Source organism: Mesorhizobium sp. ES1-6 (assembly GCF_020164775.1).
In the GTDB taxonomy this organism is placed as follows: domain Bacteria; phylum Pseudomonadota; class Alphaproteobacteria; order Rhizobiales; family Rhizobiaceae; genus Mesorhizobium.
In genome coordinates, this window is sequence record NZ_JAIUGU010000012.1 from 75,459 (window position 1) to 88,635 (window position 13,177).

Sequence of the window (13,177 nt, forward strand, 5' to 3'; positions counted from 1 at the left end):
CGTGGATTCGCCTCAGCCAACGTTGAGGACGCAACTGCCATTGGGCCCGGCCTGTGGGTCAAAGCGCTTGCCGGGCCCACACCTTGGCTGCGCAGGGGGTGGCGGTGGCGGTGGCGGTGGAGCTGGCGACGGCGTGACCGGGATGATCTCGCAAAAGGCGCCGTATTTGTTCGGCTTCGTGAGCACCTTGTATCCAGGCGGGCAATCATGCACCTGCGGCTGGGTGTGGCGACCAATGCGGCACATGGCGTAGCTTGTCACCACTCTTCCATCCGGGCACGTGATCTGCCGCGGTCCCTGCGGTTGTGGTTGAGTATGCCGGCCAATGCGGCACATGGCGTAGCTCGTCACCACTCTTCCATCCGGGCATGTGATCTGCCGGGGCTGCTGCTGTTGTTCTTGCTCATCGCGCACGCAGCGGCGGCCAACGAAGTGCGTTCCCGTCGGGCAGCAATTGGGATAGGCCCCCACCGGCCTGCCGGCCGGGCAGGCGGCCGGCTGAGAGGGACGCCTCACACACAGGCCCGTATTGGGATCGAAGAATTGATTGCTGCCGCATTCCTGCGTTTGGCGCACGCGGCGGCAGCGCCCATGGCGATCAGGGGGAAGTTCAACCGGGCAGCAATTCGGATAGTTGCCAAGTGGCCGGTCGGACGGACACACTTGCGGCGGCGGAGCACGCCTGACGCAGGAGTCCCCTTGCGCCGTCGTGCCTTTCGGACAGCTTACGCATTTGCCGGTGGACCGATCGTGCACCTTGCCCTGCTTGCACAAAGCGGGAAGGACCACAGCACGCCTGCAGATACCGTTGCGAAATACTGAACCTGAAGGGCAGCAATCGGGATAAGCGCCCACCGGCCGGTCTGCCGGGCAGGCTTTTACCTGTGCCGCAGGCGCCGGCGCGGAGCCGATGGGCCTGCTTAAACCGGCCCCGCCGCCGGGCGTTCCCGTGGGACCGGCAGCGCAGCTTGCGCCATTCCATTTGGATCCCGCAGGGCAGGCGCAAAAGCCATTGCTGTTCAGCGTCATGCCGAATTTGCATTCTGCCGGCTGTGTCGTCGCGATCGGTGCAGGGGTGTCATTGGAGATGCTTGGGGTCGCGCCACCGATTCCTTGCCCGACGCATTGCAGGCCATTCCATTTGGTATTTGCGGGGCAAGCGCAAATGCCGTCGGTCATTGTCATGCCGTTCCTGCACTGCGCGGAAGGTGCCGGCTTCTCCACGGCGATTTGCGCGCAGGATTTGGCTGCCGCCTGCTGCCCCTCAATATTCGCGCAGTTGTTTACGAACCTCGCGTCCCCGAGTGAACCCGGCAACGGCTGCAGCGACAGCAGCAAGGCCACGGATGCGCCTGCACCCAGAGGGCCCGGATGGTTGCACTGCATGCCCGGCGCTGCTGAACCGATGCAGACCCATGGCGCTGCCGGCGGACCGGCGAATTTGTATTGCGTCATCGGCGCAGCGTCGGCCGCCATCAGGTCAAAGATCGAAATGCCGCCAGGGTAGGCTTGGGCGGATTTGTTGGTCACGATGATCTTGAAGTCGCATGGCTTCGCCTCGCCGCATGTTTGCGCGCCGGCAGTCTTGGCGATGACCAAATCGGCCGTCGTCGCGGGCGGGGCTGGCTTGGCCTGCACCGAAACGCAGGATTGGCCGGTCGACGCATTGGCGGTGCCGTCTGTTACATCGGCGCAATTTGAGAACGACCCCTGAGCAGCGTCGGCCGGCAGGCGCACAATCATGTCGAATGTCCTGGGGCCAAACTCGCTGCCATCTGTGGCATCCAGATCAAGCCGGACCGGACCCGGCGAGGTGCAGCTGAACGGAATCTGGGTCGGCTGAGCGGCGCAGGGCAGCGGGGGATTTATGGAGACGATTGGTGCCGAAGCAAGGCCGGTGAGCTTGTCCGAAATCGTCACCGGTGCATTGTGGTCGATGGGGCCGGGGTTGAACAACCTAATCTGGAAGTGGCAGTCCGATCCCACCACGCAGGATTGATCCCCGGTCTTGGTGACTTTCACGGAAAACGGATCGAGCTTGACGCTGGCGCAAGCTTTATCATCGCCCGCATTGGTGCCGGGATCGTTGCCCAGTCCCTTGGCGCCGGCCGGAATGGCCAGCGCGGCGCAATTGGTAAGCGTATTGTTCTTTTTCCAGGTCGCGGCACCCGGTGTCACATCGATCCTCAAGGAGTCGGCCAAGCGCCCTGCCTCCTTGATTGTGACCACCGGGTGATCGCACTTCAGCGAGGTTGAATTATTTACGCCGGTGCAAGACCAGCCCGGGCTTTGGCTTGGCACAAATTCCATGTTTTGCGGCAAGCGCTCCTGGACGACATCCGTCAAGCTGATCGGGCCGGTGAAGGGGGCGTCGCCGACATTCTTGACATGGATGTTGAAACTGCACTTGCCTTCAACCGTGCAGCTCATCGGCTTCCCGCCGCCCGCGGTCGCAACCGTCTTCTCGACCACGAGATTGGGGCGAGCGGGCAGCTTGCACTTGCCCTGATTGGCAGGATCAGGGATCACCCCCTGCATCGTCGCCGTTGCCTTGGCAGGCGCCTGGGCAGGATCGCCTCCTTCCAGCGTTGCAGTATTGTCGAGTTGGCAGGGCAGGCCCTTGGCATCCCGTGGAATGGTGACCGCCAATGGCAGGCTGATGCTGGCCTGCGCATCGATGCTGGCATCACGGTTGTTGCAACTGTTGGCCACGGGATTCAGGGGATCGGGTCCTATGCAAGTCCAAGGCGGAACAGTGGTGACCCCCGCTCCCAAGCCATCGAGGCCTGGCATAGCTTCGTTGATGGTAATCGGACCTTTGAACGGGGCGTCGCCCGCGTTCGTGATCGTGATGCTGAAGTTGCATTCAAACCGGTTCTTGTCGTCGTTGAGCTTGCAATCATCGGCTATCTTTTTAAGCGCCAGCTTGGGTCCGTTTGCCGGCGCAGGTGCAACCGCTGGATTGAGCGTGACCTCGGCGCAGGACGGTTCAGGCGCCAGGTTGCCATCGTTTGGGCCTGGCTTTGTGTCGATCGAGGCGCAGTTCTGGAACGTTTTGGCGGTGGCCTTGGCCCCCGGCGCGAAGCTCAGTTGCAACGTCAGCCCTTCAGGCGGCACCGGCCCAGGATTGGTGCAGGTGATGATGTCGCCGTTGGTGCAAACCCAGGATGGCGGAGCAGCCACGAAGGGTTTGTCGACCGGCAAATTGAGACCCGCCAGATTGTCTGGAACATCCTTGACCACGACGGGGCCAGGCTGGTTTGGTGTCTTGCTCGTGACCTGGATGTTGAACACACAGAGCCGTCCGGCCGTGCAGTCTGCCGCGCCGGCCGATTTCTGAACGGTCAGGCCGTTGCCCTGGTCTTGCGGTGGGCCATTGGCGTTGGCCGCTTCAACGGGTGGTGGGACCTGGTCAACTGGCGGAGGTACCTGTGCATCCGGCTGGGCAGCCTGCTGGTCCGGCTGCACGATGTCCACCATCGCGCATTGCTCGGGGGCCGGATCGCCAGCCGCCGCGTCCGCACCTGGATCTAAAGCTGCGCCGCCGCCAACTTCAGGCGGCAGAACGCCGCCCTTCGCCTTCACTTCGGCGAAGCAGGCTGCAACGATGGCGCGCATCGGCTCCTTGAGCTTGCCCAACTCGTCTTGGGAACCGGGCGGTTTGGCCATGCACTCCTGCTTGATCGCGGCAGCGTCAAGCACCGCAGGGATGCCGGCTTTGGCGGCGCAGTCCATTTGACTGATCATGCCGAAGGTGGCGACTTTTTCCTGGGCAAAATCGTTGCACAGGGCGTCGTTCAATTTCGCCTTGTCGTCTGCTGCCTTCTGACTGTTGGCCTTGCATTGTGCCAGAAGGTCCGAACGCGCCTGCTTTTCCGCATCGAGCGTAGGATTGGCGGCGCTGGCCTGTGCCATGCAGAAATCGATGTGTTTTTGCCGATCCAGCGTCCACCGTTGCGCAGGCCCCGTAGGCTGACAGCCTTCGTGACCCAGGTTCGTCATCGAACGAACCGCCTCGTCCGCATAGGCCTCGCAGAACTTGCTGCTCGTGCATTTGAACCACGGCATGCCGTTATTTTGGAATGCGAGCACATGGCCAGAGCCGTCAGTGGCGCGAGCCCTGATGCGGCCGCTCACCGTGCCATCGTCGTCAATCGCGCCTTGATAGTGGCCGGATGAGCCATTGCTCCAGGCAACGTCGATATCAAATGTACTTCCCGACATCTTGCCGCTGACGTTGCCGCTGACGGCACCCTTGTCTTCGATGAAGGTGGCCGACCCCGTTACATTGCCTCCTACATCCACATTCAGCGGCGCGAAGGCTACCGTCAGATGATCGCTTTGCTGGATATTGAAGCCACTTGATTTGCCGTTTGTCGGCCGCCACACCGTACAATCCTTTGAGACCGCATTGACCCCGCCAATATTGCCGCCTGGATCAGCGATCAGATGCAGCAGGCCGGCTCCGCCGGCGAAAGACTCCGGGCGGAAGCTGGCATAGCTCATCAGCGGATTTTTTCGGGAAGGTTTCGACAGCATGGCCTTCTTCTGGGGTGCCGCTGGCGCGGCTGGCGCCGCGGGTTTCACGGCGCAGTTCTTCAAGCTGGTGGTGCCGTCGGGCAGATCGAGATCGAAGGTGAGCGGCAGGGTTTTCGACTCATGGGGGCCGAGACCCTGGGCGCCGTTGCCGAGGGAGCAATTGAGGGGCGGTCCGCCCTTGGCGCAGCTGAAGGGCGCGGGTATCGGTGCGTCGGAAAGCTTCGCCCCCGGAATATCGAGCGTGTCGGTGAAGGGTATGGGACCCGGCACCGCCGCGTCGGTGGTGTTGGTCAGCGTGATCTCAAACGTGCAGGGGCCAACGAGCGGGCAGCTCGCCGGGCCTTTCTTCGAGATGACCACCGGACCGTGCTGGAAAGGTGCGTTGGGATCCAACGGAATGGACGCGCAAGCTTGTTGGGCTTGCTCGCCGCCTTGCGCGGCCTGCCCACCATTGGGAGCTGCCGGCTCCGGGAGCTTGTTGTTGTCCTCGAATGCCACCGCGGCCTTGGCCTCGCCGGCAAGCGGCCCAAAGCTGACAACAGCGTGGTTTTGTACGAACTGTGCGGCACCACCCTCGACCGTGTCGACCTTGAAACTTGCCTTCACCACGCGGCTCTCTCCAGGAGCGAGGGTCACATTCGGCTCCTGGCAATTCAGCTCCCGGCCGTTCGGCGTGCAGACCATGGCCCCAGGCTTCAGAATTGAACTGGCGTCGTTCTTGGCCTGACTCTGGCTACCCACGGCCAGCGTTTCATTGATTGTAAGTGGGCCGGTGACCGGTACGGGTCCCGAGTTGGTGACGGTCACCGCGAATTCACAAGTACCCTTGGTGGGCGAGCAGCTTTCTCCTGTCGGCGTCGACGTAACCGCGAGACCTCCGGCATTGCTGGCCACCGGCGGTGGCAGCGCCACCGCAGCCGGCTGCTGGTTCTGGCCTTGCTGGACTGGGACCTGGGGCGCAAGCGCGCCTGGCAATGCGGCGCAGTTCCTGATTTCCTTTACGTCCGGCGCGGTGTTTGGCGCGAAGACCACGCGCATCGAAAGCTTGCCGTTGGCGGGAACAGGGCCAGGATGGGTACAGGTAAACGGCGCCGCGTTGGTGCATTGCCAAGGCGCATTGGGCTCCCCCGTGAGGGTGGCTTGGGGGGCCTCAATCAGCTCGTTGATGACGATCGGTCCGGCGACTTCACCGCCATCGTTGTTGACGTCGATATTGAATGCGCAGCCGCCCTTGGGATTACACTTCGCAACGGCAGCGGATTTCGTAATTGAAAGAGTGCCTGGTGCGTTAGTTTGATCCACGGGCGGAAACGTTTGGTTGCCGCCGCTATCGACCGGGGGCATGGGCTGTCCATTGCCGCCCGGCGCCACAGGCGGGAAGGTCTGGCCCTGCTCGGGTGGCATTGCCTGACTTCCGTCGGCAACAGGCGGGAAGCCGCCCCCGGCATCGCAATTCGCGAGAACTGCAACGCCGCCAGCATGGCCACGCATGCCTTCCGCATCTTGATTTGGATCAATTGCGATGAAGCCGGCGTTCAAATCAGGATCAGGCGCCGTACCCCATTGGTCCTCTGGTCCAATCTGGAGGCCATGGATTTTCTTCTGCGGCCCCAATGCGTCGCCCGAAACCACCAGGCTCCCGGAACAGGTGCCCGTGTCCAGCGTGCCGTCGAGCCCGTAGGCGTATTGCAAGGCTGCGCCGCCGCTGGCGTCCACATGGTCCTCGTTCTCGCCAACAGGATAGGTGGCAGCTTCCAGATTCCACTTAGAAGGCGTGTTCGGGTCGTCCGGCGTCTCAAGTACATAACGCAGCACAGGGCTGGCACCCGGCTTGGCGAATGCCGAAAAATCACCGTTGCTCAAAACTTCGTTGCGGAAGGCAACGATGGCGCCCTCGCCATCAAACACGATGGAGCCCACCACATCGGAGGAGGGATCGCCTGCGCCGAATTCGATGCGCGCATCGTCATGGAAAGATCCGTCTGGCCCGAGGCCGATCGACCAGATGCTATGATCCCCGGCCGTGGCATAGAAAAGCCTGCCGCCATGAACAGCGAGAGCTTCAATGCGGCGACCCACCGGGGTCATGCCCCAGGTTTCTGGCTTGCTGGAATCGAAATCGGGAGATTCCAGCGTGATGGTTTTACCATCATCGGGGATGGCATCTTGCCCAGCCATCGGCCGGCCTTTCAGCCCGTGATCGAATTGCGCCACATCCGTGGCCGTGTTGCCGACGAATTGGTGAATGAGACCGGTGTCCAAATCAGACACATAGATCGAGCGGCTAACCGGATCGAAAGCTATGCCGCCAATCCCTTGTCCGGTATTCGTGGCGATTTCCGCGTAGAGTTTGAGGGTTCCGGTTGCGGCGTCGATCTTCCAGATGGCGCCGCCCCCACCGTCAGTTGCGGGGCCAAAGAGTCCGTCCATAAATCTGGCACCCGGCGCGCCGGTCATCAGTCGGTCGGGCTTGCCATCATTATCCCTGTCGGGTCCCACGATTTGGAGGCCGAAGGCGGAAGTTGCAGCCGCATAAAGACCAGGCGAACCGCGCAGGTCCGGTAGCAGATTGTCGAAGGCCAAACCGAAAACGTGGCCAATTTCTTTCGCCTTGAAGGTCTTCCGGGCGGGAAGTGCGATTTGCTGGTCTTTGACCGGTTGCTGAATTTGGGTTGCGTCAAGGATTTGCAACGTGACGCCGTCGGGATCAATCACGGTTTTGGTTGCCGGATCCACACCCGGTGGGAGCCCGGCAGTCTGCAGCGTTACTCCGGCAAATCCAGATGCTGCGATGTCTCCCATGTGCAGGGCATTGTCGTCTGCTCGCGTGCCACCGCCGATGCAGAGCGCAAGCGGCATGAACAGGAGCCACATGAGTGCCTTGGCGTATTGTCGCCGGATCGCGCGGAAAGCAAGACGATAGCAGCCCATCAAGCAGATCCACCCATCTTTTCGGGATATACTGCTAAGATTGCCATGACCTGTCCTCCACCGGCCGTCGCTCCAGGCGAACAACAAAAGAAGCCCACGAGCTGCTTTCATAGCAAACTGACCGCGTGCCGCGATCACCCCTAGGGGTGATGCCGCGCGATTATCTTGGACCGCTCTTGAGCGGGGAGGTCAGAGATGAAATCTTAGCGTGACGTTTTCAGCCTTTGCCGTCCTTGATGCAGCGGCAGCCTTCTCGATCGAACCGACGCCGATTGCACGCTGCCCAAACCAGCTCGGTGGCCTATTCCACCCGGGTGACGCTTGCGTCCGCGTGTGCGGGCCTGGCTTTAGACATCCCACCAATCGCGGCTGTTCCTCAACGCGATTGTAGCGGCGTTGCACACCCGCAGTCATTGACACCGTGCCCACACGAATGCAGCAAATGCGTTGCAACCTGATCGCCGCGGCCATCCACGCCTGCCGACGGTTTACGCGGGCGAATAGTTCGACGCCTTCAAGTCCGCGGCGCTCGCCAGCCAATGGTTATCACCCTGCCGGTGGGAGCTATCACCGGCTTATCGCCGCGCCGGCCCGATCGCCCGAATCCCGTGCGGAAACCAGCCGTCACACCTGATGGACCGGCGAGACTTCCCCATTGTCTATTGGCAGTCTTAGCCCCGCCGATCTATTGTCTGTTCTGGTTCTCAGGGCGGATGACCATGGACAATATAGATGTCACGTTGATTCAGCTGATCGGCGCAATCTACGATGCCGTTATCGAGCCTGAGAAATGGCACGACGCGCTGGACGGGATACGGAGGCACTTTCGCCTGCACAACGTCATGATGGCCCTGAACGACATACGGGCGCAAACGGCGTCGCTTTCTGTGCTGGTCAATATCCCGGACCATTGGGCCGCCGCGATGGCCAAGCCGGAATACAACGCGGAACTCGTCAACTTGCTGGGAGGTCCAGAGAGCGTTGGACGCATGCCGCTCGAGGAGCCAATTACCACCCTGAGCGTGACCAATCAGCAGGCGCTGGAGTCCAACAAGTATTTCATCGACCTCGCCGAGCCAGAGGGATTGATTGACAGCATCGGCATTTTTTTGACCCGAGACCGCTTCCGGATTGGCAACGTCGGCTTGGGTCGGCATCGGGACGAGGGACCCATCACCGAAGACGTACTCGTGGGGCTGCGCATCATCGCCCCGCATCTTCGGCGTGCTGCATTGATCACAGGTATCCTCGATGAGGAACGCAAGCAGCGCACGATGTTCGAGGCGGTCGTCAACGCGGTGCGATCGAGCGTGGTCATTGTCGATGGTCGCGCAAACATCATACACGCCAACGCTGCCGCTCGCGAGGCGATGGCGAATGGGAATCCCCTTGTCGATCGCATGGGCCGCCTGGACATCAAAGGCGAGATCGTGCCCGGCGGGCTCGCCGCGGCCATCCTCGCCGCCGCGGAGGGTGACGGCCCGCTCGGGCGGCGCGGCATCGCGATCCCCGGCACGCGAACGGACAGCGAGCCGTTCGTGGTGCACGTGCTTCCGTTGAACGGTCGCTGCGTGCGCTCCGGAGTTCCTGGCGAAGCAGTCGCGGCGGTGTTCGTCGCCGAGCGGGGCGATGACCCGAAATACGTTCTGGATGCTGCGGCCATGCTCTACAACCTGTCGCCGGCAGAGACGCGAATCTTCGAGCTCACGATCAATGGCCGAGATAGCCAAGAGATCGCCCGGACCCTCTCGATCTCACCGAACACGCTGAAATCCCACACGCGGCACTTGCTTGAAAAGACCGGCCAGCAGCGTCGGGTGGACCTGGTGCGCCTGGCGGCTTCCCTGAGGCCTGCCGTAAAGCACAGTTAGCTCCATGCGTCTTGCTGCTGTGCCCCCAAGCTTAACATGTGGGTCGGTCCTGATTGGGACGAAAACCCTCTCCCTAGCGAGTTGGCCAGACCCGCCGCATGGCTGTTGCCGACGGAGAGGTTCCTAACTGGTCCGCGCCAGCATCGCCTCCAAAGCGCTACGCATGCTCCCGCTGGATATGCTGAAAAATCCGCCATAGGGCTGACTGAGGTCTGCGATAACGAACATTACGCTGCTGAGTGAGATCGCGCTAAAAAGCATGAGGGTCAACGTCAGTTTCGTCCGTGGGGCGATGAGACCGTGGCACGCGAAAATGATCATGAGCCACACGATCAGAACTCCGTAGAAGGGCTGCAGCAATTCACTTCGCGCGGCCTCGATCACGCCGAGGCGAGCCGTAGAGACGCTATCATATCGGGCACGGCACATCGCAGCGATCGCCGTGTGTTGCGGATCGGCCGGCGTTAGTTCGTTTACCTCGAGACCGATCTTGTTCATCAGCTCTTCAAGTCCGGGCGAGGCACCCACAACAGGCATACGCGAAGTATCGGGGTAGGCAACACCCGTGGGCCGAGCTTCGTTCGGCCACGTGCTCGCTATGACGGCAGCGGTGTAACCTTCGACCTCGACGCGAATTCGGGCCGCGTCAGACCCGTAGTCATGCAGGCACGCATCCATCAGGTCAAGCTGAAGCGCATACTGCTGCCGGTCGAGAGCCGAATTGTCGTAGGCCTGCTTCACCGACGCGGTGAGAAGACCCAGAACGACGGCCGCAAAGGTTGCAAGCAAACCGACGGTCAACTGCATCAGCAGCGTAGCTTCGGGAGTCTGGTGCTGCGCGGGAAGCCAGCCCCGAATAAGGATGCCTAAGCCTGCTCCAACGCATAGCAGCAGAAAAACTACTATTGCTGACATGACCTCGATCACGTGCCGCCCTCCATCCACTGTCCGATCCTGCCCCCGATCATGGTAGCTTGATCTTTGCCAGCTTAACTCTAGTCCTGCCACGGAACCAAAGGTGAAACGCAGGCCGGGCTCCCTGAAGTTCTTATCGCTCAGCTATGCGGGGGCGAAGCCGTCAGGGTATGCCGGCCGGTGCCATGCTCGGTTTGCCGGCATTGGACAGCGTGCTGGTCACGGTCAGGTCTCGAGATCGAAGGCGCGGTTCCACTATACTCGACGTCAGTCTCTTGCCGCTATCGGGTGGACCACCTCTCTAGTCGGCGTTATCTCGGTGAGGTACCCTCTTCAAACTGGCTCTTGGGGCGATGTTTAATGACTACAGCACTCTTGATCATCGATGTGCAACAGGGAATCCTCGCCGGTCTGATCGATGCCGGTCGGCAAGTCGCTATCGACCGCGAATTCGAAGCCGTTGCGGCCCGGCTCGGCCGGTTGAAACTCGCGGCGGAGGCGGCCGGCGTACCCGTCATCATCGTTCAGCACGACGGCGACGCAGGGCACCGACTTGAAGTTGGGTCGCGGGGCTGGCAGCTGCGCGAAGAGGTGTCCGCCAACCCCGACACCGTTCTCATTCACAAGCGGAGCTGTGACGCCTTCCACGACACCGATTTAGCTTTCCGGCTTCGGAAGCTCGACGTTGATCGACTGGTTATCGGTGGTTGCATGACGCAATTCTGTGTTGACACCACTACGCGCCGCGCCGTCTCGGAGGGATTCGATGTGACGCTTGTGCGAGATGGCCACGCTACAGCGGATTTCGGATCCCTCTTGGCCGAGCAGATTGTCGATCACCATAATCGCCTTCTTTCGGGGTTCGACGCAGGCCTAAGGAAAGTAGACCTGCTGCCTGCCGATGAGGTCCGGTTCGAGGATGTTGCGCTGGTGTAGTTCGAGCCGTTCGGACGAGGGGCCGAAGGGGTTGAGGCAGGGCGGTTGATTGGCGTTTTGGAGGAGGATGCCGCGTTCCGACGGAACTCTGCATTTATTGCCCAGGTGACGCGATCCACGCCGCACGAAGCATTCGTCGAGCTGGCAAGGGAACTCTGCTTCTAGAGGACATACGCGTCGTCTGGTGGATATACGTTACGCCACAGCTGGCTGTGCGCTCCTGCTTGTTCTACGGTCGCCTTCGCTCCGTGTGCTGGTCCTCTACCGCAGACAGCGCGCGGCGGCGGGCAGGCCCATTGCCCGAAACATTACCTATCCTCAGTTGGTACGTTTCCGACGCTTTCCATCGCTCACCCCGCGGTTAAATAGTCCAATCGAGCGGAGTCAGCATGCCGAGATATTTTTTTCATGTCCGTAACCAGCAGGGCGATCTGAAAGAAGATCCTGAGGGGCAGGAGTTTGCCGATCTGGCCAGCGTCGAGCAAGATGCAATGGCTGCCGCGAAGGAAATCCTTGCCGAGGAACTCCTGCGCGGCAAATCGGTGCTGACCAAGGCTGCCTTCGAGATCGTCGATGAAAACAACGCTCTGGTCCTACGCTTTCCCTTTTCGGAAGCGGCGCAAAAGGTCGGCACGCAGCCTTGATAGTTAATTGATTGGCCCTTGCGGCGGAAAGGGCCTAATGTCGATTCATCGTTTGCACGTTTATACGGGCGCGAACGGCTGGGAGATTGGCAAGCTCTTGCCCTGCTTGGGGAAGAGCAATGTCTGATTCGGTCCCACGTCACTATCAGAACCAATTGTTGCAGCGCCTGAGTGCCCCGGATTTGGCGCTGATCGACCCATACCTGGAGCACGTCGCGTTGCCGCTGCGCACGCCGCTTGAAACTGCCAACTCCATTATCGAGAACGTCTATTTCATTGAGGAGGGGATCGCCTCGATCGTTGCCACAATTCCGAAGGGCGGCGACACGGAAATCGGCTTGATCGGTTCCGAAGGCATGACCGGTGTTATGCTGATACTCGGAGATGACCACTGTGTGCATGACACCTACATGCAGTTAGCGGGGAGCGGGTTCCGTGTCCCGGCCGCAGCCCTGGTGGAGGCTCTGGCCGCGAGCGCAAGCCTCAAGACTTTTCTGCTGCGCTACGTGGCGACCCTCTTTATTCAGACGGGCTTCACGGCGCTGGTCAATGCTCGCTCGAAATTGAACGAGCGCTTGGCGCGCTGGCTGCTCATGTGTCACGACCGCGCTCCTAACGACCATTTTTACATTACCCACGAATTCATGGCGGTAATGCTGGGCGTTCGTCGGCCGGGCGTTACCGTTGCTATCCAGGAATTGGAGGGTAAGGGGCTGATACGGGCAACCCGTGGTGAAATCGTCATCCGAGACCGCAATGGCTTAGTACGGGTCGCCGACGGGACCTACAGCCCGGCTGAGGATGAATACGAACGCCTCATAGGCAAGATGAACTATCGCTATAGTTCGCAGCCTGAGTGAACGCCACGATCGCCATCACAACGCCGGCGTCGTCCACAATCTCAAACGGCTGACAAGGCGGGGAAGGAATGCAGCGCGGGGTCCGCCGCCACCAGTCGTTTCGCCTTTCGAAGGCTGCCCCAGCCGACCGGCTTTCAACCGAGCCGTCTTTGCTTCACGGGCTTTGCGCTCCGCCTCGAATGACGACGCGAGATTCGCGGTCGGTCCGTTCGTGCCTTAGCTTGTCGACCTTGCGTGGAATATCGGCCCCTAAATGGTTTGCCCGCGCCCCTCGGCAGAAGCGCGGGCGGTTGAGATCCGCACCTCAACCAGCGGCGAGCCATCGAGAGCAGGCGCCACGAAGCGCCCAACCAGCAACGGTCATTTAGGTTCCAAGCCAAGCCGCCGCAGTTTCGATCGCAGTGGGCCCGCCTCACTGGCGAGAGAAGCGGGCCCGGCCGGGTCTTGGGGGACCTGACCAGCAGCACGGGAGCTGCCGCCA

The 13,177-nt window shown here is 61.2% G+C and carries 6 protein-coding genes; 4 read left to right on the plus strand and 2 right to left on the minus strand.

The annotated features are described in order from the left end of the window. Positions 1–12: 12 nt before the first annotated feature. The gene (locus LB564_RS24885) at positions 13–7,470 is read right to left on the minus strand and encodes a YncE family protein (RefSeq protein ID WP_224541741.1); all 7,458 of its coding nucleotides are present in this window, start codon (positions 7,468–7,470) and stop codon (positions 13–15) included. Positions 7,471–8,189: 719 nt separating this feature from the next. Here LB564_RS24885 and LB564_RS24890 point away from each other — a divergent pair. After that, the gene (locus LB564_RS24890) at positions 8,190–9,341 is read left to right on the plus strand and encodes a helix-turn-helix transcriptional regulator (protein WP_224541743.1); all 1,152 of its coding nucleotides are present in this window, start codon (positions 8,190–8,192) and stop codon (positions 9,339–9,341) included. Positions 9,342–9,464: 123 nt separating this feature from the next. Here LB564_RS24890 and LB564_RS24895 read toward each other — a convergent pair whose 3' ends face one another. Beyond that, positions 9,465–10,268 carry a DUF4239 domain-containing protein gene (locus LB564_RS24895; protein WP_140707812.1) on the minus strand — a complete coding sequence of 268 codons (804 nt, stop codon included), beginning with the start codon at positions 10,266–10,268 and terminating at the stop codon, positions 9,465–9,467. 348 nt (positions 10,269–10,616) lie between these two features. On the opposite strand from LB564_RS24895, the gene LB564_RS24900 reads away from it, so the two are divergent. The 3 genes from LB564_RS24900 to LB564_RS24910 all read left to right on the plus strand — a co-directional run bounded on the left by LB564_RS24900 (position 10,617) and on the right by LB564_RS24910 (position 12,696). Continuing rightward, positions 10,617–11,192 (plus strand): cysteine hydrolase family protein, encoded by a 576-nt coding sequence (locus LB564_RS24900; RefSeq protein WP_140707814.1) that lies wholly within the window; start codon positions 10,617–10,619, stop codon positions 11,190–11,192. 389 nt (positions 11,193–11,581) lie between these two features. Then, positions 11,582–11,836, plus strand: a complete 255-nt coding sequence (locus LB564_RS24905) for a DUF6894 family protein (protein WP_140707816.1) — start codon at positions 11,582–11,584, stop codon at positions 11,834–11,836. 119 nt (positions 11,837–11,955) lie between these two features. Beyond that, on the plus strand, positions 11,956–12,696 hold the full coding sequence (locus LB564_RS24910; protein WP_140707818.1) for a Crp/Fnr family transcriptional regulator: 741 nt from the start codon (positions 11,956–11,958) through the stop codon (positions 12,694–12,696). Positions 12,697–13,177 lie beyond the last annotated feature (481 nt).

Coding starts and splice junctions, on each gene's coding strand:
- LB564_RS24910 (WP_140707818.1), top strand. CDS start 11,956: ATGTCTGATTCGGTCCCACGTCACTATCAGAACCAATTGTTGCAGCGC.
- LB564_RS24890 (WP_224541743.1), top strand. CDS start 8,190: ATGGACAATATAGATGTCACGTTGATTCAGCTGATCGGCGCAATCTAC.
- LB564_RS24885 (WP_224541741.1), bottom strand. CDS start 7,470: ATGGGCTGCTATCGTCTTGCTTTCCGCGCGATCCGGCGACAATACGCC.
- LB564_RS24900 (WP_140707814.1), top strand. CDS start 10,617: ATGACTACAGCACTCTTGATCATCGATGTGCAACAGGGAATCCTCGCC.
- LB564_RS24905 (WP_140707816.1), top strand. CDS start 11,582: ATGCCGAGATATTTTTTTCATGTCCGTAACCAGCAGGGCGATCTGAAA.